The sequence below is a fragment of the Campylobacter sp. IFREMER_LSEM_CL1097 genome (genome assembly GCF_025772225.1).
Taxonomy (GTDB): domain Bacteria; phylum Campylobacterota; class Campylobacteria; order Campylobacterales; family Campylobacteraceae; genus Campylobacter_D; species Campylobacter_D lari_D.
The window spans coordinates 57,895-79,059 of sequence record NZ_JAKMRT010000004.1; the positions used below are offsets into that span (position 1 = coordinate 57,895).

Here is a 21,165-nt window from a genome sequence, read left to right on the forward strand (position 1 = left end):
TACAATTTTTTAAGTTAAAGAAAGCTATAAAATTTAAGGAAAGAAATGACACTTTTAGATGGTAAAAAGCTAAGTGATAAGTTAAAAGAAAATTTAAAACAAGAAGTATTAGAACTTAAAGCTCAAAGTATAGAGCCTTGTTTGGCTGTAATTTTAGTAGGCGAGGATCCTGCTAGTGCTACTTATGTGGGTTCTAAAGCAAAAGCTTGCGAGCAATGTGAAATTAAGTCTTTAGTTTATAAACTTGATGTAAATACAACTCAAAATGAGCTTTTGGCTTTGATTAATACTTTAAATCATGATGATAGTATAGATGGAATTTTAGTTCAACTTCCATTGCCATCGCATATTAATAAAGATATAATCTTAGAAAGTATTAACTTTAATAAAGATGTAGACGGCTTTCACCCCTTTAATGTCGGAAATTTAAATCTTAATTTAAAAGGTGGTTTTTTACCATGTACACCTTTAGGCGTTATGAAAATTTTAGAACATTATGATATAAAATTACAAGGAGCTAGTGTAGTTGTAATAGGAGCTTCAAATATAGTAGGCCGTCCTATGGCTACTCTTTTGTTAAATGCTAATGCTAGTGTGAGTATTTGTCACATTTATACAAAAGATTTAAAAGCTTATACAAAAAATGCTGATATTGTTATCGTAGCAGCAGGTTGTCCAAATCTTTTAAAAGAAGATATGGTTAAAGAAGGTGTGGTGGTAATTGATGTTGGGATTAATAGAGTTGATGGAAAAATAGTAGGCGATGTCGATTTTGAAAATGTTAGTAAAAAAGCTAGTTATATCACTCCTGTACCAGGTGGAGTAGGGCCTATGACTATTGCTATGCTTTTAGAAAATACTATAAAATCAGCTAAAAATAGGATAAAAAAATGAAATTTTTGAAGAAAATTTATAAATTTACACAATCTTGGACGGGAACTTTAGTAGTTGTTTTATTGATTATATTTTTCTTTATACAAGCTTTTACTATACCAAGCGGTTCTATGAAAAATACTTTATTAGTAGGGGATTTTTTATTTGTAAAAAAATTTTCTTATGGTATTCCAACCCCACATATTCCTTGGGTGGAAATTCCTGTTTTACCTGATTTTAATAAAAATGGACATTTAGTAAGTGGTGAAGGTCCTAAAAGAGGGGATATTGTGGTATTTAGATATCCGCATGAGCCAAAAATCCACTATGTAAAAAGATGTGTGGCCAAAGGCGGAGATGAAGTAGTTTTTGCAAATAAAACCTTATATGTGCGTATGGTTGAGGGTGATGAATATATGAAAGATTATTATCCTAATAAAACAAAAATCATAGGCGGAAGACTTTTTGTAAAAGAGCCTTTTGTAGAAAAAGGAATACATTATGATTCTAGAGTGGATATAGACAGTGTATTTTTTCGTTATTTAAATTTGGGGCAATTTGCTATGAAGCCTGCTTCTTTTGATGAATTAGGTGCTAATAATATTTATGGTTTTAATGCTTATTATTATAAAGTACCTGAAAATGAATATTTTATGATGGGCGATAACCGTGATCATTCTAGCGATAGTCGATTTTGGGGAAGTGTAGATTATAAATATATAGTTGGGCAACCTTGGTTTATTTATTTTTCATGGGATGAAAATAAAAAAGTTAGATGGGAAAGAGTAGGGCGTTTAGTTGAAACTATAGAAAAAGATGAACGCTTTATTCATCATAATGAAAGCGACATAGAAGCTTTAGAATAATTACCCAAAGAAACAAATAAAAATAGTTTGTGTAGAAAATGTATAGTTTCTACACAAAATTTTTTAAAAATATACAATCTTGATTTTACTCGTAGAATTTTTTAAGCTCCAAGTTGTAACAATTACAAAAATTAAAATTAGTATAAGATAAAAGGATAGAAAATGCTAAGCCAAAGATCTCAAAATTTAGGAGAATCCTTAACTTTAGTAATGACTGATATAGCCAAAACTTTAAAAGCAAATGGTGAGAAAGTTATTAGTTTTTCGGCAGGTGAGCCTGATTTTGATACTCCAGAAATCATTAAAAAAGCAGCAATTGAAGCTATTGAAAAAGGTTGTGGAGCTTATACGCCAGTTGTGGGTATAAAAGAAGTTATAGAGGCTATACAATATAAATTTAAAAATGATAATAATTTAGATTATAAAACAAGTGAAATCATTACCAATGTTGGTGCTAAACATTCTTTGTTTATGGCGATTGAGTGTTTAGTTGAAGAAGGTGATGAGGTTATCATTCCAAGTCCTTATTGGGTGAGTTATCCTGAAATGGTAAAATTTGCAGGCGCAACTCCTGTGTTTATAGAAGGCGAAGCAAAAAATGGATTTAAAATCACCCCAGAACAATTAAAACAAGCTATTACTTCAAAAACTAAGGTTTTGATGTTTAATTCTCCATCAAATCCTACAGGAGCTATATATTCTAAAGAAGAAATAAGTGCTTTAGCTAAGGTTTTAGAAGGAACTAAAATAGTAGTTTTAAGTGATGAAATTTACGAAAAATTAGTTTATGATGGAGAATTTTGTGCCTTTGCACAAGTTAGTGAAGATGCTTTAAATAGAACTGTAAGTATTAATGGTCTTAGCAAATGTGGTGCTATGCCAGGGTGGCGTTTTGGATACATGGCGAGTAAAATGAGCGAGTTTAATAATGCTGTTAAAAAACTACAAGGGCAAAGTACATCAAATATTTGTTCAATCATCCAACACGCAGCTTTACCAGCCTTACTTGGAAAAGCAGATAATGATATTGAAATGATGAGACAAGCCTTTTTAAAGCGTAGAGAATTAGCTTGTGAAATTTTAGCCAAAAGCGATAAGTTAAAATTAGAACAAATTCCACAAGGAGCTTTTTATTTATTTATATCTTGCAAAGAAGTTGATAATGATTCTATGAGATTTTGTAAAAGACTACTAGAAGAGCAAAAAGTAGCTTTGGTGCCAGGTATTGGTTTTGGCATGGAAGGGTATTTTAGGCTCTCTTATGCAACTAATGAAAAAGATATTATTGAAGGTTGTGAAAAAATCGTTGAATTTGTAAAAAACTACTAATTTCTTAAGCCTGTTAAAAACAGGCTTTCTTTCAAAAAAACTTATAAGCAAGTCTTTGGTATGATTATGCAAAAAATATAGGAAAAATAATGGAATTTGAAGTTCAATATAAAAGTGCAAATGCTAGAGCTTGTCGTATAAAAACTACACATAGTGAAATTTTAACTCCTATTTTTATGCCCGTTGGAACTTTGGCTGCGATTAAAAGTTTAGATGCTGTTGATATGAGTGAGATTTTAAATGCAAAAATTATTTTAGCAAATACTTATCATTTGTATTTAAGGCCTGGTTCTAAAGTGATTAAGCAAATGGGTGGCCTGCACGGTTTTAGTAAATTTGAAGGCTCTTTTTTAACAGATAGTGGAGGTTTTCAAGCTTTTTCTTTAAGTAAAAATTCAAAACCTGATGAAAAAGGTATTCAATTTAAAAGTCATATCGATGGAAGTTTGCACTATTTTACCCCGCAAAGTGTTTTAGATGCACAATATGATTTTAATTCAGATATTATGATGATTTTAGATGATTTAGTGGCCTTACCTGCAAGTAAAGAAAGGATAGAACTTTCTCTAAAACGCACTATAAAATGGGCAAGAGAAGCTATTGATTATCATAAGTTAAAACAAAGTCAAGGTGTGGGAATAGGGCAAAATATCTTTGGTATTATCCAAGGTGGGACTGATTTTGAAGCTAGAAAAATTTGCTCTCAAGCACTTTGTGAGATGGATTTTGATGGGCTTGCTATAGGTGGATTAAGCGTGGGAGAAGAAAATGAGGCTATGTATGATACGGTTGAAGCTATGATGCCTTATGTGGATAACAATCGCCCTAGATATTTAATGGGAGTTGGCACGCCTGAAGATTTAGTAGAAAATGTAGCAAGAGGTGTGGATATGTTTGATTGCGTGATGCCAACAAGAAATGCAAGAAATGGTACTTTATTTACTAGCTTTGGAAAATTTAATATCAAAAAAGCAGAATTTATCACTGATCATGCCCCTATAGACGGCAAATGTTCTTGCTATACATGTAAGAATTTTTCAAGGGCCTATTTAAATCATTTATTTAAAGCCAAAGAATTAACCTTTTTTAGACTTGCAAGTATTCATAATTTACACTATTATTTAAATTTGGTCAAGCAAATGCGTGAAGCTATTATTAAAGATGAATTTGAAAATTTTAGAAAAGAATTTTATAGGCAAAGAATGTGTTAAATGATGTTTTAAAACAAATTATTAGCAATATTAATATATCAAATGCTTATTATGAATTTGATGATTTTGATATTTTCACTCTAGATATAACTAAAAATTCTAAAAGTGTATTTGTTTTTAAAGAAAATCAAATTTTTGAGTATAAAGATGAAAATTTGATTTTATTTTCTAATACGGAATTTATAGCTATATTAAAAGAAATTTTGCAAAATGAAAAAGAAAAAAATAATACCATTAACCTTTCTATAGAAAAAAGAGAGGAGTTGATTTTAGAAAATAAAAAAGTAAAGAATTTCTTGACAAAATATTTTATATTAAAAGTCAAGCTTAGTAAAAGTTATAACATGGTTTCTTCTGTTTTAGAGGCTTGTAAAATTTGTCATAGTAAGCATCATTTTATAAAGAAAAGTTTAAAAACAATTATTTTAAATTTAGCTGTTTTGGAAAAAAATATTAAAGAAAATATATCAAGATTAGAAGGGATTTACACTTATATTAATACCGCAAGAAATGAAAAAATAAATAAAAATATTTACTTTTTAAGTATTATGTCTGCAATTTTTTTACCTTTAAATTTAATCGTTGGATTTTTTGGTATGAATACCAAAAATTTATTTTTATCTGAAAATGAATACGGAACTTACTATATTTTAGCTGTGATTTTAACGATATTTTTTATTTTATTTTTATGGTATCAATTTAAAGATAAAAAAGAATTGGATTTGGATGAATTTTCTGTAAAAAAGAAGTAAGTGGTACGCCCAAGAGGATTCGAACCTCTGACCTTTTGAACCGCAATCAAATGCTCTATCCAGCTGAGCTATGGGCGCAAAAATAAAGAGTAATTTTATCAAAAAATTCTTAAAATTAGCAAAAATAAATATTTTTATAGAATTTTTATATTTTTATGCTAATCTTCTTTTTAATATTTTAGCTTAAGGCAAAGTCATGATACATAAGATTTTAATAGCCAATAGAGGTGAGATTGCAGTAAGGGTGATCCGTGCTTGTAGAGATTTGCATATACAAAGTGTTGCTGTTTATACTGAACCTGATTATGAGTGTTTGCATGTAAAAGTTGCTGATGAAGCATATAGAATAGGAACTGATGCCATAAGAGGGTATTTAGATGGTAAAAGAATAGTTGAGATTGCTAAAGCTTGTGGAGCTGATGCTATACATCCTGGGTATGGTTTTTTAAGTGAAAATTATGAATTTGCAAAAGAATGCGAAGAAGCAGGGATTATCTTTATAGGTCCAAAATCAGATGTTATCCGTAAAATGGGTAATAAAAACATAGCAAGATATTTAATGAAAAAAAATGGAATCCCTGTAGTTCCAGGTACTGAAAAATTAAATCATTGCACATTAGAAGAAATCAAACTTCAAGCTTTAAAAATAGGCTATCCTGTAATTTTAAAAGCTAGTGGTGGTGGTGGCGGTAGAGGTATACGCGTAGTACATAAAGAAGAGGATTTAGAAAAATCTTTTGAAGCATGCAAAAGAGAAGCACTAAGTTTTTTTAAAAATGATGAAGTTTTTATGGAAAAATATGTTATTAATCCAAGGCATATTGAATTTCAAATTTTAGCAGATAATTATGGTAATATCATTCATCTTTGTGAAAGAGATTGCTCAATACAAAGAAGACATCAAAAAATCATTGAAATAGCACCTTGCCCAAGTATTTCAGAAAAACTAAGAAAAACCATAGGAGTTACTGCAGTAGCTGCTGCAAAAGCTGTGGGCTATACGAATGTTGGGACGGTTGAGTTTTTACTTGATGATTATAATAGATTTTATTTTATGGAAATGAATACAAGAATTCAAGTAGAACACCCAATTACTGAAGAAATTACGGGGATTGACCTTATTACAAGACAAATTCGTATAGCAAATGGGGAAATTTTAGATCTTGAGCAAAGCGATATAAAACCAAGAGGTTTCGCGATAGAAGCTAGGATTACAGCAGAAAATGTATGGAAAAATTTCATTCCAAGTCCAGGCAAAATTACAGAGTATTTTCCAGCTTTAGGGCCATCTGTGAGAGTGGATAGTCATTTATATAAAGACTATACTGTACCACCTTATTATGATTCTTTACTTGCAAAATTAATTGTTAAGGGTTCAAGTTATGATAGTGCAGTTAATAGACTTGAGAGAGCTTTGAAAGAATTTGTGATTGATGATATTAGAACAACTGTTCCATTTTTGATTGCAATTACCAAAATAAGAGAATTTAGAAGAGGGTATTTTGATACTTCTTTCATAGAAACACATATGGAAGAGCTTTTGGAAAAGACAGAAGATAGACACCAAGAAAATAAAGAAGAAGTAATTGCTGCTATAGCTGCAGCCTTACAAAAGATAAAAGAAAGTAGGCAATCATGAGTTTTTTAGATGAATTAAAAGATATAAAAAAAGCACTCCAAAAAGAACAAGGTCAAACAAAAAAAGAAAAGGTTAAAGCGAGTAAAAGCGGAGTTAGTATGAAAAATACTGACTTAGATGCTATACAAAAAGACTTAGCTAAGCAAAATGAAGATAAAAAGCAAGAACAAGAATTTGAAGATATGTTTTTAAAAGAAGAGCGTTTAGCTAATGAATTTATGGAATTTGTAAAAAATAGTGATATTAAAAAGATCTAATGAATAATATTATTGGTTTTTGTACTTTAGAAGAAGAATGTCCTTATCTTGAAAATAGATATTGTAGAAATGAGTATAATTATATATCTTTTATTAACAAAGCACAAAATCAAGAATTAGTTTCAAGAGGTTGGCGTCGCTTTGGTTCATATTTTTCAAGACCAATATGTAATGATTGTAATGAATGTCAAAATTTGCGTATTTTGGTAGAAAATTTCCATTTTAGCAAAAGCTATCGTAGGGTTTTAAAAAAAAATATAGCTACTAAAATAATCTTACAAAAACCTTCTTTAAGTGATGAGCATTTATTGCTTTATGAAAAATACCACCATTATCAAAAAGATAAAAGAAATTGGAAAATTTATGATTTAAATTTTAGAAAATATTACAATCTTTATGTAGATAATGCAGGTACTTTTGGATATGAACTTGATTTTTATATAGATAATAAGTTAGTGTGTGTTGATTTGATTGATATTTTAGAAGATGGAATTTCTAGTATATATTGTTTTTATGATCCTGATTTTTCACATCTAAGTCTTGGAAAATACTCGCTTTTAACAGAAATCAAGCTTGCACAATTAAAAAAATTAAAATATATTTATTTAGGATATTTTGTAAAAGGGTGTCAATCTTTATCGTATAAAGCCGATTATAGTCCAAATGAAATTTTAAAACACACTAGTGCTTTAGATGAACAGGCATTTTTGTGGAGTTAGGTTTATAGAGAGGATTTTATGCAAGTAGTGCAAACTTTAGAATCTGTTAGTGTTAATACTGATGATTTTTTAATGTTTAAATATTTTCAAGATCTTATCCGTAAAAATTTTTCTAAAGTCATAGGAAATAAAAACAAAACCCTATCTTTTTTTGTGGAAAATGAAATTCCTCAAAGAAGATATTTTTTAAAACTTGTTAATCACAAGTATAAAAAAAATACTGGAAACCAAATCGATAATCTTGCTTTTGCGTATTATAAGACCTTTAAATTAAATCTTGCTCAAGCAAATACTTTAAAGCCTGTAATCTTTGCTAAAATAGGTTTTGCACAAAAAAATATCTTAATAACTTTAAGTTCTAATGAAAAAATGTTTGCTGTATATTTAGAGCAATATTTTAAAGATCATAAAAGCATGTATGATGAGAAAAATTGTATTTTTTCAGTAGAATACAAAGATGATAATACTTTAAATCTTTTAGAAATTTTAGCAAGCGTAAATGAGCATTTAAAATATTGTGTGGATTTTACAATCAATGAAACTCAACTTTTAGAATTTAGAAATAAAATGAAAAATAAAGCCAATACTAATTGGAAATTTAATGCTTTGGCTAAACTTTTTGAGAATTATTTCCAAACTTTAGGATGTAATTCTAATGATGATTTTGCTACTATTAGACAAAATTATCTTAATTTGGTTAAAATTTATCATCCTGATCGCCATCAAGGTAAAAGCAAAATCGAACAAGCTTATTGTCGTGAGGAATTTGAAAAAATTCAGCTTGCTTATGAGAGTTTAAAATCTTTATATAAAAACAATACATAATCTCCAAATAACATCATTTTAAGTTGCAATTTATTAAAATTAATTTTTATAAAATTCTAGGAAGAAATTTTGGTTGCTGATAGAAAATTATTTTTTTTAAGTTGCATTCTAATAACTATAGGGATACTTTTTTCATATTCTTTAAGTGCTTTTACTGTGCTTTATTTAGAATATAATGAATTTCATTTTTTTATCAGACAGCTTTTTTTCGGACTTAGTGGTATAGCTATTATTTATTTTGTTTCAAGATTAAATCCTGATAGTAAAATGGCACATTATTTAATGATAAGTGTTTTATTAATCTCTTTTTTATTTATACTTATTTTGCCTTTTTTACCGACCTTTCTTGCTACTGCAGCAGGTGGTGCTAAAAGGTGGATCAGGCTTGGTCCTTTATCTATTTCTCCTGTTGAATTTTTTAAGATAGGTTTGATTTATTTCCTTGCTTGGTCTTATACAAGAAGGATTGATGATAGCAAAAAAGCAATCAAACACGAAGTTTTAATTTTAATTCCTTATTTTATTTTAGCTGCTTTTGTTATTGGTTATATTTATATGACACAAAATGATTTAGGCCAAAGTGTTATCTCTTTTTTCTTGGTTTTTGCTTTAGCATTTTTTGCAGGAGCTAGTAAAAGACTTTTTGCTTTTGGCGTGGTTATTGTTGGAATGATTGGGGTTTTGGTGATTTTAAGTAATCAAAGAAGAATTCAGCGTATTTCTGCTTGGTGGGGAAATATCCAAGATGCGTTTTTACCTTTTTTTCCTGATTGGCTAGCAAGTGCTTTAAGAGTAAGCCATAACTCAGAACCTTATCAAATTTCACATAGTTTAAATGCTATAGCTCATGGTGGATTTTTTGGAGAAGGGTTGGGCCTTGGAACTTTTAAATTGGGATTTTTAAGTGAGGTGCATACGGATTTTGTTTTATCAGGGATTACTGAGGAAATAGGATTGTTAGGATTGAGCATTATATGTTTGATTTATTTGATGGTCATACTTAGAATTTTTAGAATTGCTGGGCGTTGTGAAAATAAGGTCCATTTTTTATTTTGTTCAGGTGTAGCTTTACTTTTATTATTTTCATTTTTTATGAATGCTTTTGGAATTATTTCTTTAACTCCATTAAAAGGAGTTGCTGTGCCACTTTTAAGTTATGGCGGCAGTTCTATGTGGTCTATTTGTCTTGGAATAGGTTATGTTTTAATGATTAGCAAGAAGGTAAAAATTTAAACTCATTAATTAAAATATATAAAAATTAACTTAAATAAAAAATATTCTATAACAACTCTTTACAAAAAACTTTTTTCTGCTATAATTATGCTCACATTTATTATAAAGGAGGCGGATATGAAGAAATACAGGCGTTTAAACACATTATAATCATTTATCAATTTTATTTTAATTTTAATAAAGGAAAAAAATGAAAAAAATATTATATGTTGTTTTAGCGTTATTTGGTATATTAGCTTTAGGTGCTTGTTCAAGCGATAAAAATCAAGCTAGTGCTTCTGGTGAAAAAGTTTATAAAGTAGGTATAGCTGCAAATTATCCTCCTTTTGATTTTATTAAAGATGCAAAAATTACCGGCTTTGATGTTGATTTATTGGAAGAAATTGCTAAAAGAGAAAATTTAAAACTTGAATGGGTAAATATGAGTTTTGATGGTTTAATTCCTGCCTTAAAAGCTGGAAAGATTGATATGATAGCTTCTGCTATGAGTTCAACTCCTCAAAGATTAGCAAGTATGGATTTTAGTGATACTTATTTCAATACTAAAAATTTATATTTAAAATTAAAAACAGATTCTAGTATTAGCGATAAACAAAGTTTGGAAGGTAAAAAAATAGGTGTTCAACTTGGAACTATTCAAGAAAGTGCTGCTAAGACTATTCCAAATGCTCAAGTAGTTGCAAGTGAAGAAATGTTAGCAGCAATTTTAGCTTTAAAAGCTGGCAAAGTAGATGCAGTTTTAACGGATAAAGATATTGGTAAAGGTTATTTAAAAACTAATGAAGAGCTAGAAGCATTTTTAGAAGAAAATGATGGAAGTTCAGGGTTTTGTATAGCTTTTGATAAAGGAAAACAAAGTGAGCTTGTTCAAAAAATTAATGCAGGTTTAGAAAAAGTTAAAGCTGATGGTACTTACCAAAAAATCGTAGAAAAATACGATTTACAATAATTAACTTAAAGCCTTGATACTTATATTCAAGGCTTTAAAAAAATATTCTATATCTTCTTTTGTATGTGTATAATGAAAACCCACTCTTAGCCAACCTGGTTTAGATTTTAATTCTTGATTGTCTTTTAGATTGAGTAAATCATGTCCATAAGGTCCTGCACAAGCACAACCTGCTCTTGTTTCTATCTTATAAGTTTTACTTAGTTTATAAGCTAAATCAAAAGGAGAAATTCCTTCTATATTAAAAGCAAAAATAGGTAATCTATTAGTGATATTTTTTGCATATAAGATCATTTTTGGAAAATTTGTACATTGTTTGAAAAAATATTCACAAAGTTCTTTTTCTTTTTTTTCTATATTTTTTAAACCTATTTCATTGCGTATTTTAAAAGCCAAACTTGCTCTAATAAGCTGAATAATTCCAGGCGTGCCACCTTCTTCTAAATTTTCAACTTCGCATAAATATTGTTGAGATGTTCTTGAAACATAGCCCACAGTTCCACCTGCTGCAAAGCTAGGGGTATTGCCACATAGATTTTTTTTGATAACAAGTAAGCCACAAGATCCTACACCTCCAAGTAGTTTATGAGAGCTAATAAACACTGCATCGTAAAATTTAGGATCTAAATTAGCATAAGGAGCTAAAGTGGAAATATCAAAAGCAACTATACCGTTGTGTTGTTTGATTAAAGTGTAAATTTTTTTATAATCACTTAAAATTCCTGTAACATTAGAAGCTGCATTAAAGCTTGCTATGATTTGTCTGTTTTTGGATTTTTGTAATAATTTTTCTAAAAAATTAAAATCTAATTCTCCATTTTTATCTAAGGGCACTCGAACGTATTCACACAAAGCTTCTCTAAATGAAAGTTCATTAGAATGGTGTTCATAGGGTCCAACTATAACCAAAGGTAAGGTGTTTTTGTCTGTATTTTTAAAATATTTTTCTTTAATAAGTGGTGGTATATATAGACCTAAAAGTTCTTGAAATTTTTTTATAGCTGCTGAAGATCCATTCCCACAAGCTATAAGAGCAAAACTATCATCTAATTCAAGGTATTTTTTTAAATTTATTCTTGCGTTTTCATAATGCTGTTGTGTGATAAAAGAATTTAAAGAGCTATCTGAATGTGTATTTGCATAGGTAGTAAGAATTTTTTTAATTTCTTTTTCTATGCTTTTTAGTGCTAAAGCGCTAGCTGTAAAATCAAAATAATATATTCCTTTTTTTAAAATAATATCTTGTTTTAGTTTTTCAATATCCAAAAAAAATCCTCTAATTTTTTGTTAAAATTATAACATACAAAATATTTATTTTAAGGATGTGATTATAAAATTTGGTGATTTTTCAAAACGCTGTGAAACTTTGGAGCTTGAAAGTATTTTTGATTTTTATAGTATTTTTGATGAGTTTGAATTTGATTTGAAATTAAGTTTATATGAAAATATCTTAAATGTTTTTATTTTGAAAGCCTTTGATATTTTAGCTTCTTTAAATTTAGATGAGAATGCTTTAAAAGCTTTGAGTGTTTTAAGTAAAAACGATAGAAAACGCTATTCTATTAATAAATCTATTCCGCATTTTCAGGCTCTAGGACTTATTAATAAACTTTTAGAGAAAAATATTTTGATCTTAGAAAAAAGTCAAGAAAAGCCAATCATAAAAAACAAAAGACAGAAAGTTAAAAAAGAATTACGCTCTTATAATATACAAGATAAGGTTGTTTTTAAAAATCAAGGATTAAGATTTTTCTTTTATTTTATATATCCTAAACTTAATTTAATCGCGATGAAAAAATACAATGAATTAATAGAACTTATCCAAGAAAATTTGGAAAAATACCAAAGTTTTACTTTTGAACTTTTATGTAAAGAATTTTTAGCAAAAAAACTTAAAGTGGATCAAGTGTATAGTTTTTGGAATTATTATCATGAAATAGACTTGTATTATCATGAAAACAATTTTTGTGTTTTAGGTGAAGTTAAATTTAAAGAAAGAAAAATATGTAAAAATGTTTTAAATATTTTAAAAAGTAAAGCAAAACAGTTGCAAATTCAACCTAATTTATATGTGCTTTTTTCAAAGAGTGGCTTTAGTAAAGAGCTTATTTTAAATAAGGAGCGTAATTTGCTTTTATATACTTTAGAAGATTTTCAATTTTTAATTAAGGATTAAGTGTGGATGAGAATATTTTAAAAAGTTTAGATTCTAGTGAAAAAGAAAACTTACAACAAGGATTAAAAGCCTTAATAGAGCAAACCTATGTTATAGAAAATGAATATAAGCAACTTAATGAAAACTACACTGCATTAAGACAAATGGTAAGTGAGATTATAGAGGTTTTGCCTATGGCTTTGTGGATTTTAGACGCAAATAAAAATATTATTTTGCAAAACAACCTAGCTACACAAAAGCCAAAGCTTTTAGAATGCATTGATCTTGATAAAACACATTATGAGCTTGAGTTTGATCATAAATTTTATTTAATCAAAATCACTTCTCATACTGATAAACTTATAGTAAATGCAACAGATATTAGTGATGAAAAAAGAAACGAAAGGTTAGCTAGTATGGGAACAGTTGCAGCACACCTAGCGCATGAAATACGCAATCCCATAGGTTCTATTTCTTTATTAAGCTCTACTTTGTTTGAAAGAAGTGAGTTAAAAAATAAGCATATAGTTTTAGAAATCCAAAAAGCAATTTCAAGAGTAGAGCGTATTGTAAATTCTACTTTACTTTTTACAAAAGGAGTACATGTTAATTTAAATGAGTTTAATTTACAGGAGTTACAAGATGAGTGTGAGCAAGCTATTGGAGCTTATAATTATCTAGCTAATATCGATTTTAAATTTGAATTTTTAGATTTAAAAATCAATGCAGATAAATCTTTACTTGCTTTAGTTTTGCAAAATTTACTTTATAATGCCATAGATGCTATTGAAGAAAGCGAAAATGATGATGGTTATATAAAGGTTAAGTGCGAACAAAAAGAAGATAGGGTTTTTATTAAAGTTTATGATAATGGTGTAAGTATCAAAGATAAAAAAATGGTTTTTGAGGCTTTTAAAACAACTAAATTAAAAGGTAATGGTTTAGGTCTTTCTTTATCAAAACAAATTATTGATGCGCATAATGGAGTTTTAGGTTTTGATGAAAATCCAAAATGTTTTTTTATAGAGCTTAAAATTTAAGCTCTATAAAATAAATTTTTTCTTAAAATAATAAAAATATTTGTCCTCATAGCTCAGCTGGATAGAGCGCAGAATTCCTAATTCTGAGGTCGCAAGTTCAAACCTTGCTGGGGACACCATTATTATTTAAATACATTTCTTACATTTCTTTAAACCTCTATTTTTAGGCATTTGTAGTATTTTATTTATTTCTTTTATTTCATTTATTTGATATAATTTCAATACCCATTTTATACCCAGCGTTATTTTTTATAGGTATTGGGTATATTTTTGGTATTTTTTGGGTATAAAGGGGCGAAAAATGGCACTCTCTCAAAGTGATATAGAAGCATTAGAAATAAAGGAAAAACAATACTTAGTTCCGCTCGGTGAGCCAAAAGAGCTTTATTTAAAAATTCATCCTACAGGTAGAAAAGTTTTTCAACTTAGAGAACAAAAATTAAAAAAATATATAACCATAGGAGAGTTTAGAAAAGGATTGTTAAGTCTTGCAGAAGCTAGAAAGGAAGCGATTAAGATTTTACAACAATTAAGAAGCGGGGATTTTATCGATAACAAGAATAAAAAATTTACATTAAATATGGCAAATGATCATTATATAGAAACTATAGGAAAAAAACTTTCATATTTTACTATCAAAAAGGAGCAGGGGACTTTTGTAAAATACATACAGCCTATGCTAGGAGAAAAGCCTATTAATTTGCTAGAAAAGAAAGACTTTCTTCCTATTTATGATCATATGAATTCAAAAAATATTTATTCAACTTTAAATAAAAGCATTGCTTTTATTTGCAGGATTTTAGAACTTGCAAGACAAAGAGGAGAATTAAAAACTAATATTATTGTAGATTTGAAAGATTTACAAAAGTACTATAGATTAATTAATGATGATTGCAATGTGAAGCATTTTAAAGCTTTGGTAGAAGAAAAAGAGGTTAAGTTTATGCTCGAATGTATGAAAGAATACAGACAAAGAGCTAGGGTTAATGTGAATATTATAAATGCAATTTATTTTACGCTTTTGACAGCGCAAAGAAGTAAAAACATACGGTTTGCTAAATGGAGTGAGATAGATTTTGATAATAATCTTTGGGTTATACAAGCTGAAGATATGAAGGTAAAAAGCAATGGTGAAAATATTATCCCATTGAATGAATATGCATTAAAAATATTACAAATGCAAAAGATGTTTAATATAACAAAGAATATGTGTTTTTTAATTTTGATAAATGCATTAGCGATAACTTTGCAAGCAAGTTTTTCAAAATGTATGATTTGAAACATACAATACATGGATTTAGAAGTACTTTTAGGAGTATATGTACAGAAAAAAGCAACGAGCTTATAAAACTTGGCATAGGCAAAGATATCGCTGAGATGATATTGCACCATGTAAATGGAAGTGAAGTTGAAAGAGCTTATAATAGAAGTAAGGCCATTGATTTAAGAAAACAGCTTATGAATTGGTATGGCGAATACTTAAATTCTTTGTGTCCATTTGATTTTAAATGATAACTTTTTTAGATTTAAACCAATGATCTAGTTCTGTTTTTTTGTACCTGATTGTTTTAACATCAATCTTGTAGTGTGGCATGCCATTGCTTCTTGCTCTAAATTGTTGTAAAGGGTTTAATCCATACATTTGTTCTACTTGCTTTGGTGTTAAAAATTCTATATTTGACATGGGGTTTCCTTTAAATATTGTATTTTATATTGATGATTTTAAATAAAATGTCTTTGTATGCATTCCATACTTGCGTATAATCTTCACGACCATCGTTTAACTCTTCATTTTTTACATTTTTCCACCATGATATGCTTTCTTGTTTGCAACCTATGGCTATATCTTGAGAATTAAAGGATATGGAAAATTTTTCTACTTGTAATGAGCATATGTTTTCCATATCTCCTATGGTATTTGAAATTAAAGTATTTTTAAAAAATGGATTTGTAATTCTTGTTTTTAAGAAGTTGTTTTCTCTTAAATCAGCCCCGCTAAAATCACAATCTATAAATCTAGCAGAATTTGAAAAAATGTTTTGTAGTGAGCAATTTTTAAAATTAGTTTCATTTGCAATTACATCTTGCATATAAGCGTTTTTTAAAACAGCATTTGTAAAAACAGCATTTGATATAATGCTTGATTGAAAATTGCAATATTGTAAAATGGCATTAGTGAAATCAGCCCCGATTAGATCTAAACTATTAAAATCTATGCCTGCTAAATTTTGCTCTTTAAAATTAGCATTTTTTAAAGATGTTTTTTGCTTTCTACAAAAATCAAGTAGTTCGCTCAAACTAAATTCAGTTTTTTCTATAATAATATTTCCATTTTTGTCATAAATTGTAGCCATTTTATTTCCTCTTGTTTTAGAATTAATATTGTTTTTTTGTGGGTTTAGATGTGGTTTTCGTGGATATTGCCGATTATTTCAATATCACTATAAAAAGTAAAATCTAATACATCTTTATTGCTAGTTATTAGTTCAAACCTAGCTTCTTCTTTATCATAAACAATATGACCTGCTATAATTTCTCCAGTGGCAAAAAACTCTAAAATATCACCTTCAAAAATCTTTTTGCCATTTCTATCACGTAAGCCTGTCCAAAGTTCGATTTCAATATCATTGGAATTATAAGACTTAAGCCCATAGAATTCATTATTCTTAGGATTTTTGTTATCAAAACAATCCATTACTTTTAAATAATTTTCTTTGTTTCTTTCATTATTAAAAATAAAGCTCATCTGGCACTGATAGTTTATAAATGTTTTTCTTTTGTAATCCCAAATCCTAAAATCAAAGTCACTTAACTTCATTTTTCAATCCTTTGCTTGTATAGTTTTAGGTGTTTTTCTATATTTTCTTTATCAAATAATTGATAAAGAAAGTCAAAATAGTTTAAATCAATCAAGCGATCAAATAAATTTTTGATATCTTCTGTCATTTTAATATCATAATGCGAGTGTGATGATATTGCATTAATAACTTGCCAACCATATCTATATAAAGCCATTAATTTTAGTTTTTTATCTAAGTCATCGCCGTTGTATTTTAGTAATTCTAATTGCATAAAATCATTAAATACATCACTAGCAAATATAGTTATGTGTTTATATTTCTTATAGTCACTTTTTCTAAGTTTATATAACTCTATCTTGCAATCAAGATAAAATCTAAATTTTTCAACTTTATTACTAAAATCATAATTTGATTTATCTATTACAGTTTCTAGATAAGAACTAAAATCATAAGTATATTCTGATGCATGTAAATCAATATTTTCTTTTTTCAATTGTTAATCCTTTAAGCTGTATTGTTTTTTAAAGAATGGATGCTTTGAATAAAATTTTTCTATATCATCGTAGTTTTTATAGTAGTATAATTTGTTTTCTAGCCTTTTTAAGATAGCTTCAAAAACTTCATTTTTTCCTATTTTTTCTGCAAATAAACTAAACTCCCACTCTTTCATACAAAGAATGTTATAATCACGAGCAAGTATTTTCCTAAGCTCTAATAACTCTTCATTGCTAAGTTTTCTTTTAAAGCTTAACTCGTTTTTATGTTCTAAATCATACTTTAAAGCTTTAATCTCATTTTCATATTTTAGCTTTTGCTGTTTAAGTTGAGATTTATAACCTAAGCTCTGTCTAAAAGCTAGTTTTTGCATTTGTTCCTGCTCTAAGTTTTTAAGTTTTTCTTTCATTTGATAAAAAGCAAAAACTAAAACTTTTTTAGCATTTCTAACACTTTCGCTATTTTTCATATAAGTTAAAAGTAGAGTTGCTTGTTGTTCGTTTAGCTCATATATTTTTTTATTTGTTTTTGCTATTTTTTGAAGTGAAAATTCTAACTTTCCAAAACACTCCAAATCTTGCCTATATGTTCTTATAAGCTTTTGCACAGAATTTACATCAACTTTAGATATTGTAGAAATTTTGTCTTGATTTGTAACTAAATAGCCATTTGAAGAATAAACTAAATCATTCACAATACAATCCTTTTTCAATATTTTATTATTGAAATAATATTATATTAAAAATGATTTGTCAATACTATTTAATTGCTTTATTATAAAAGTAAGAATGATATAGTATTGAGATTAAATTAACGATCGGATTTTAAATCCGTTCGTTTTTAATATCATCTATAAAAAGATACATTATGTATTGATTTAAAGATATTCCAGCTTTTTCTGCTTTTTTTTCCAATTTACCTTTTAGTTCGCTTGGTATTTTAATCTGTATATTATAACTGCCTTTGCTTTTTTTCTCTATTGCAGAAAAATGTAAATCAAATATATATTTATAGTTACCTTTAAACCATTCTATCCACATACCTACAGATTTTAAATTAAAAAACAAATTATCATTATCTTCTAATTGCCATTCTTTGTATATGTTATACATTTTTTCATAAGGGTTGATTTCTTGCATATCTATTTTTAAGCCATAATCTAATAAAAAATCATCAATTTTTTCTTTGAATTCTTCTTCTGACACAATCAATGTTGGTCTTAGATATTTTATAATTTTAGAAGATAATTCATTCACAATATTATCAAATGGTTCTTTTTTTGTTCTTCCTAAAAAACTATCTTTAATACTATATAAAAAGTTAAGGGCTTGTAGCATTTGTTCTTGATTAAGCTCAAACTTATCATTTACTATATCTATACTTTCTGCTATAACACCTTCATCACCTGCTGAAGTCTCATCTTTAAATATTTCTTTTCTATATTTTTCTAAGTTTTCCATTATTTTCCTTTTTTTTTATTTTTGATAATTTTATCAAAAAGTATTTTATAAACAACTTCTTTGTTTGTAGATTTGAAGATTTTAGTATGTTTTATCTAATTTAAAAATCCTTTTACATTTTTTAAGATTATCTTTTGAGAAAATTTCAAGAATAAATAATCCTATGATAATTGCACAAATCCCAAGAAATGCAAAAGTTAAAGCTAATATTGAGATAATAATATTAAAAGCTTTTGAAAGAGCATTTAAAACAAATCTTATTGTTTTTGTAATCATAGCTTGCAACCCTCATAATCAGCTTTGTACCATTTGATAAAATTTAATTTCATATCACCACCTAATGCGCTTTTGTATTTAAAAGTCCACATTATGTTATTTTCTTTGTGTAATTTAGGTTTAGTTTTTCCATTTAAACTTGGTTCATTTGATTCACGATAAAACGCTAATTTATATGCCTCATCTAAGGTATAAGCACCGGGCATTTGATAAAACTTATTTTCATATTCACAGTAATTGCCTATATTTTTACTTTCAATTTCTTTAATTGTTTCAATCATGCATTTGTAAAAGTTAAATCCTAAATCTTTTACAACACATTCTATTTTAAAAATAAGATCAAATTCATAATCTTTAAAATCTTCAGAAGCAATATATTCAAAATCAAGTTCATTGTTTATTTCTGACATAAGCTCTTGTATATTCCATACTATATCTCCTATAACATAGCTTTTTTTAGAAGAATTTTGATTTATAGTTATGTTTATAAATTCAGCATTGAAACTATTTAAATAAAGTATTGTAATATCACAAAGTGCTTTTACTTTTTCTAAGTCATCTTTTGCTTTAAAATATTCACTAACTTTTTCAAAAGCATTACCTAAAAACTCTGCTTGTTGATTTTCATATGTTAAATGCCTTATTTCTCTATATTTAGCTAATCTTTCTTTGATTTCATTAAATTGTTTTCTTGTCATTTTTCGCCTTTCAATAATTCTTTTGCTTTTATCAAGAGTTTTTTTAAGTCATCTAAATTAGATCTTAATTCATCCTCATCGCACTCTTCCATGTAGTCAATCAACTCTAAGCATTCTTTGTTAATTAAAGTCAAAGCTCTTGCGTGTTCTATGGCTGTGTTAATTTTTTCTTTTAACATTTTTACTTACTTTAAAATGGAAGCTCACCATCATCTTCTAAAGTGGCATCTAAAGTATGAATTTGTTGAGGTTTTTGATTAAAATTTTGTGCATATGGATTAAATGAAATGCTTTGAGCTTGAAACTCATTTTGCTCTTGTGGTAATTTTTTGTGTCTGGCTTTAAAGTTTTTATATGCAACTGGCTCTTTTTGGTTTTTAAATTCATCAAGACTTTGTAGTTTTGAGTTAAAAATTCTACTAAGTACTATTTTATTTTCAACTTGATTGTTTTTATTTAAAAACTCTTCTGTGTCAAAACCCAAAAGCAAAGTTTTATTTGTTAGCTCATCAAGACTTGTAGCTTCTGTTTCTTTTCCGTAGATATTTGCTTTTGTTTTTTTGCTAAGATCAAGTTCTTCTATACCTAAAAATAGCATTATTGCGTTAAGTTGTCTAAAGCCTAAGTAGCTTTCCTTTTCGCCTTTTGAAGTTGTGTATGTAAAATCTCCATTCTTTGCAATAAATAAATTAAAATCAGCTAATTTATTGTGTTTTTGGCATACAAATTCACATTTTACAAAAGTATTTGTATGGCCTGTGTTGCCGATAGTATCATATAAGAATATTTTTCTAAAATAGCCACTATATAAACCACCTTCGTTTAAATATTCAAGTAGTGGCTGATAATTTGCCACTTCATAATTTGCTTTAAATGTTGGTATCATTTTTTAGTCCTTGTTTAAGTTCGAATATTTTATTTTTATCATCTAACAATTCTTTTATTTTCTCTCTTGTAAAGATATTGTTGTTTTTGATAAATGCATTTTGTTCTTCTTTATTTAAACCCATATCCTCTAAGGTTTTTCTTAGTTCAAGCCCAAGTTTTTTTAGCTCATTTGCTTCATCTTTTATTAGCGTTGCTTTAGTATTGTTATAGTCTTTGATAGTATCTAATTCACTCTCATCTAACATTCCAAGACCGCAAATACTTAAAGTAACGCGCCTTTTAGCTTTAGTTATGGCTTTCATTAAAGCATTTGCTAGGTTATCTCCGCCCAAATTTTTAATATTTAAAGCTCCTGTGTCGCAATCTGTTCTACCATCTGGAGTGCTAGCATAAACCGTAACCATATAAATATCTCCAATTTGATTAGCTTCTGTTTTAGTGATAGATACTTTATGGATTTGTCTTAACTGATCTGTTGCTGTTTTTGTTGCATAAAGAGTTAATTTGCCATTAATTTCAATGTACTCAAAAGGCTTAGTTAACATATTGATGCCTAAACTATCGCAAATACTTTTTACATAAGAAGTTCTTTCTTCATCATTTAATTCTGATAAATCTCCTTTAACTAATGCTAATTCATATGGATTAAAGTTAAAATTATTTTTTTGTGTTTTTTCAGCTACTACTAATTCACTCATT

At 27.8% G+C, this 21,165-nt stretch carries 26 protein-coding genes and 2 tRNA genes; 16 read left to right on the forward strand and 12 right to left on the reverse strand.

What is annotated here, in order from left to right; translation table 11 throughout:
• Window positions 1-45 precede the first annotated feature (45 nt).
• From folD to L8W64_RS02540, 5 genes are all read left to right on the forward strand, one after another.
• Window positions 46-894, forward strand: coding sequence for a bifunctional methylenetetrahydrofolate dehydrogenase/methenyltetrahydrofolate cyclohydrolase FolD (gene folD, locus L8W64_RS02520; protein WP_133319286.1), 849 nt, complete (start codon window positions 46-48; stop codon window positions 892-894).
• Window positions 891-1,739, forward strand: a complete 849-nt coding sequence (lepB, locus tag L8W64_RS02525) for a signal peptidase I (RefSeq protein WP_220566758.1) — start codon at window positions 891-893, stop codon at window positions 1,737-1,739. The genes folD and lepB overlap by 4 nt, the downstream gene beginning before the upstream one ends.
• 162 nt (window positions 1,740-1,901) lie before the next feature.
• A complete protein-coding gene (locus tag L8W64_RS02530; RefSeq protein WP_263672802.1) occupies window positions 1,902-3,068 on the forward strand; it encodes a pyridoxal phosphate-dependent aminotransferase in 1,167 nt (388 codons plus the stop codon).
• Between the two features lie 89 nt (window positions 3,069-3,157).
• Complete coding sequence (gene tgt, locus L8W64_RS02535) at window positions 3,158-4,279, forward strand: tRNA guanosine(34) transglycosylase Tgt (protein WP_263672803.1); 1,122 nt, start codon at window positions 3,158-3,160, stop codon at window positions 4,277-4,279.
• A complete protein-coding gene (locus tag L8W64_RS02540) occupies window positions 4,273-5,031 on the forward strand; it encodes a CorA family divalent cation transporter (protein WP_220566760.1) in 759 nt (252 codons plus the stop codon). Before tgt ends, L8W64_RS02540 begins: the two co-directional genes overlap by 7 nt.
• A 1-nt stretch (window position 5,032) precedes the next feature.
• Here L8W64_RS02540 and L8W64_RS02545 read toward each other — a convergent pair.
• Window positions 5,033-5,109, reverse strand: a tRNA-Arg gene (locus L8W64_RS02545).
• A 118-nt stretch (window positions 5,110-5,227) separates the two neighbouring features.
• Here L8W64_RS02545 and L8W64_RS02550 point away from each other — a divergent pair.
• The 6 genes from L8W64_RS02550 to L8W64_RS02575 all read left to right on the forward strand — a co-directional run bounded on the left by L8W64_RS02550 (window position 5,228) and on the right by L8W64_RS02575 (window position 10,653).
• Window positions 5,228-6,670 (forward strand): acetyl-CoA carboxylase subunit A, encoded by a 1,443-nt coding sequence (locus tag L8W64_RS02550; RefSeq protein ID WP_220566761.1) that lies wholly within the window; start codon window positions 5,228-5,230, stop codon window positions 6,668-6,670.
• Window positions 6,667-6,927 (forward strand): hypothetical protein, encoded by a 261-nt coding sequence (locus L8W64_RS02555; protein WP_012661304.1) that lies wholly within the window; start codon window positions 6,667-6,669, stop codon window positions 6,925-6,927. Before L8W64_RS02550 ends, L8W64_RS02555 begins: the two co-directional genes overlap by 4 nt.
• Window positions 6,927-7,646: an arginyltransferase gene (locus L8W64_RS02560; RefSeq protein WP_133319279.1), complete on the forward strand. Its 720-nt coding sequence runs from the start codon at window positions 6,927-6,929 to the stop codon at window positions 7,644-7,646. Before L8W64_RS02555 ends, L8W64_RS02560 begins: the two co-directional genes overlap by 1 nt.
• An 18-nt stretch (window positions 7,647-7,664) precedes the next feature.
• A complete protein-coding gene (locus tag L8W64_RS02565; protein WP_263672804.1) occupies window positions 7,665-8,471 on the forward strand; it encodes an adenylosuccinate lyase in 807 nt (268 codons plus the stop codon).
• A 69-nt stretch (window positions 8,472-8,540) separates the two neighbouring features.
• Window positions 8,541-9,704, forward strand: a complete 1,164-nt coding sequence (gene ftsW / locus L8W64_RS02570) for a putative lipid II flippase FtsW (RefSeq protein WP_220566762.1) — start codon at window positions 8,541-8,543, stop codon at window positions 9,702-9,704.
• A 190-nt stretch (window positions 9,705-9,894) separates the two neighbouring features.
• Window positions 9,895-10,653: a basic amino acid ABC transporter substrate-binding protein gene (locus L8W64_RS02575; RefSeq protein WP_133319276.1), complete on the forward strand. Its 759-nt coding sequence runs from the start codon at window positions 9,895-9,897 to the stop codon at window positions 10,651-10,653.
• Here the strand turns inward: L8W64_RS02575 and L8W64_RS02580 are convergent, their stop codons facing one another.
• Window positions 10,654-11,919 (reverse strand): aminotransferase class V-fold PLP-dependent enzyme, encoded by a 1,266-nt coding sequence (locus L8W64_RS02580; protein ID WP_263672805.1) that lies wholly within the window; start codon window positions 11,917-11,919, stop codon window positions 10,654-10,656.
• A gap of 58 nt (window positions 11,920-11,977) precedes the next feature.
• On the opposite strand from L8W64_RS02580, the gene L8W64_RS02585 reads away from it, so the two are divergent.
• The 5 genes from L8W64_RS02585 (at window position 11,978) to L8W64_RS02605 (ending at window position 15,360) form a co-directional block, all read left to right on the forward strand.
• On the forward strand, window positions 11,978-12,829 hold the full coding sequence (locus tag L8W64_RS02585) for a DUF234 domain-containing protein (protein WP_133319274.1): 852 nt from the start codon (window positions 11,978-11,980) through the stop codon (window positions 12,827-12,829).
• Between the two features lie 2 nt (window positions 12,830-12,831).
• On the forward strand, window positions 12,832-13,848 hold the full coding sequence (locus L8W64_RS02590; protein WP_263659366.1) for a sensor histidine kinase: 1,017 nt from the start codon (window positions 12,832-12,834) through the stop codon (window positions 13,846-13,848).
• 42 nt (window positions 13,849-13,890) lie between these two features.
• Window positions 13,891-13,967 (forward strand) — tRNA-Arg (locus tag L8W64_RS02595).
• A 182-nt stretch (window positions 13,968-14,149) separates the two neighbouring features.
• Entirely contained in the window at window positions 14,150-15,127 is a 978-nt protein-coding gene (locus L8W64_RS02600) for a tyrosine-type recombinase/integrase (RefSeq protein ID WP_263672806.1), read from the forward strand.
• Window positions 15,115-15,360, forward strand: a complete 246-nt coding sequence (locus tag L8W64_RS02605; protein ID WP_263672807.1) for a hypothetical protein — start codon at window positions 15,115-15,117, stop codon at window positions 15,358-15,360. The genes L8W64_RS02600 and L8W64_RS02605 overlap by 13 nt, the downstream gene beginning before the upstream one ends.
• On the opposite strand, the gene L8W64_RS02610 is transcribed toward L8W64_RS02605, so the two are convergent.
• The 10 genes from L8W64_RS02610 to L8W64_RS02655 form a co-directional block, all read right to left on the reverse strand.
• A complete protein-coding gene (locus L8W64_RS02610; protein WP_039625719.1) occupies window positions 15,353-15,532 on the reverse strand; it encodes a DNA-binding protein in 180 nt (59 codons plus the stop codon). The genes L8W64_RS02605 and L8W64_RS02610 overlap by 8 nt on opposite strands.
• 10 nt (window positions 15,533-15,542) lie before the next feature.
• Window positions 15,543-16,202 (reverse strand): pentapeptide repeat-containing protein, encoded by a 660-nt coding sequence (locus L8W64_RS02615; protein ID WP_263672808.1) that lies wholly within the window; start codon window positions 16,200-16,202, stop codon window positions 15,543-15,545.
• A 44-nt stretch (window positions 16,203-16,246) separates the two neighbouring features.
• A complete protein-coding gene (locus tag L8W64_RS02620; RefSeq protein WP_263672809.1) occupies window positions 16,247-16,666 on the reverse strand; it encodes a YopX family protein in 420 nt (139 codons plus the stop codon).
• The gene (locus tag L8W64_RS02625) at window positions 16,663-17,142 is read right to left on the reverse strand and encodes a hypothetical protein (RefSeq protein ID WP_263672810.1); all 480 of its coding nucleotides are present in this window, start codon (window positions 17,140-17,142) and stop codon (window positions 16,663-16,665) included. The genes L8W64_RS02620 and L8W64_RS02625 overlap by 4 nt, the downstream gene beginning before the upstream one ends.
• A gap of 3 nt (window positions 17,143-17,145) precedes the next feature.
• Window positions 17,146-17,838, reverse strand: coding sequence for a Rha family transcriptional regulator (locus L8W64_RS02630; RefSeq protein ID WP_263672811.1), 693 nt, complete (start codon window positions 17,836-17,838; stop codon window positions 17,146-17,148).
• A gap of 130 nt (window positions 17,839-17,968) precedes the next feature.
• The gene (locus L8W64_RS02635) at window positions 17,969-18,604 is read right to left on the reverse strand and encodes a toxin-antitoxin system HicB family antitoxin (RefSeq protein ID WP_235375841.1); all 636 of its coding nucleotides are present in this window, start codon (window positions 18,602-18,604) and stop codon (window positions 17,969-17,971) included.
• A 272-nt stretch (window positions 18,605-18,876) separates the two neighbouring features.
• Window positions 18,877-19,578 carry a hypothetical protein gene (locus L8W64_RS02640; RefSeq protein WP_263672812.1) on the reverse strand — a complete coding sequence of 234 codons (702 nt, stop codon included), beginning with the start codon at window positions 19,576-19,578 and terminating at the stop codon, window positions 18,877-18,879.
• Window positions 19,575-19,757 (reverse strand): hypothetical protein, encoded by a 183-nt coding sequence (locus tag L8W64_RS02645; RefSeq protein WP_263661550.1) that lies wholly within the window; start codon window positions 19,755-19,757, stop codon window positions 19,575-19,577. Before L8W64_RS02645 ends, L8W64_RS02640 begins: the two co-directional genes overlap by 4 nt.
• 11 nt (window positions 19,758-19,768) lie before the next feature.
• Window positions 19,769-20,464 carry a hypothetical protein gene (locus L8W64_RS02650; protein WP_074692787.1) on the reverse strand — a complete coding sequence of 232 codons (696 nt, stop codon included), beginning with the start codon at window positions 20,462-20,464 and terminating at the stop codon, window positions 19,769-19,771.
• Window positions 20,448-21,164 (reverse strand): hypothetical protein, encoded by a 717-nt coding sequence (locus L8W64_RS02655; protein WP_263672813.1) that lies wholly within the window; start codon window positions 21,162-21,164, stop codon window positions 20,448-20,450. The genes L8W64_RS02650 and L8W64_RS02655 overlap by 17 nt, the downstream gene beginning before the upstream one ends.
• Window position 21,165 lies beyond the last annotated feature (1 nt).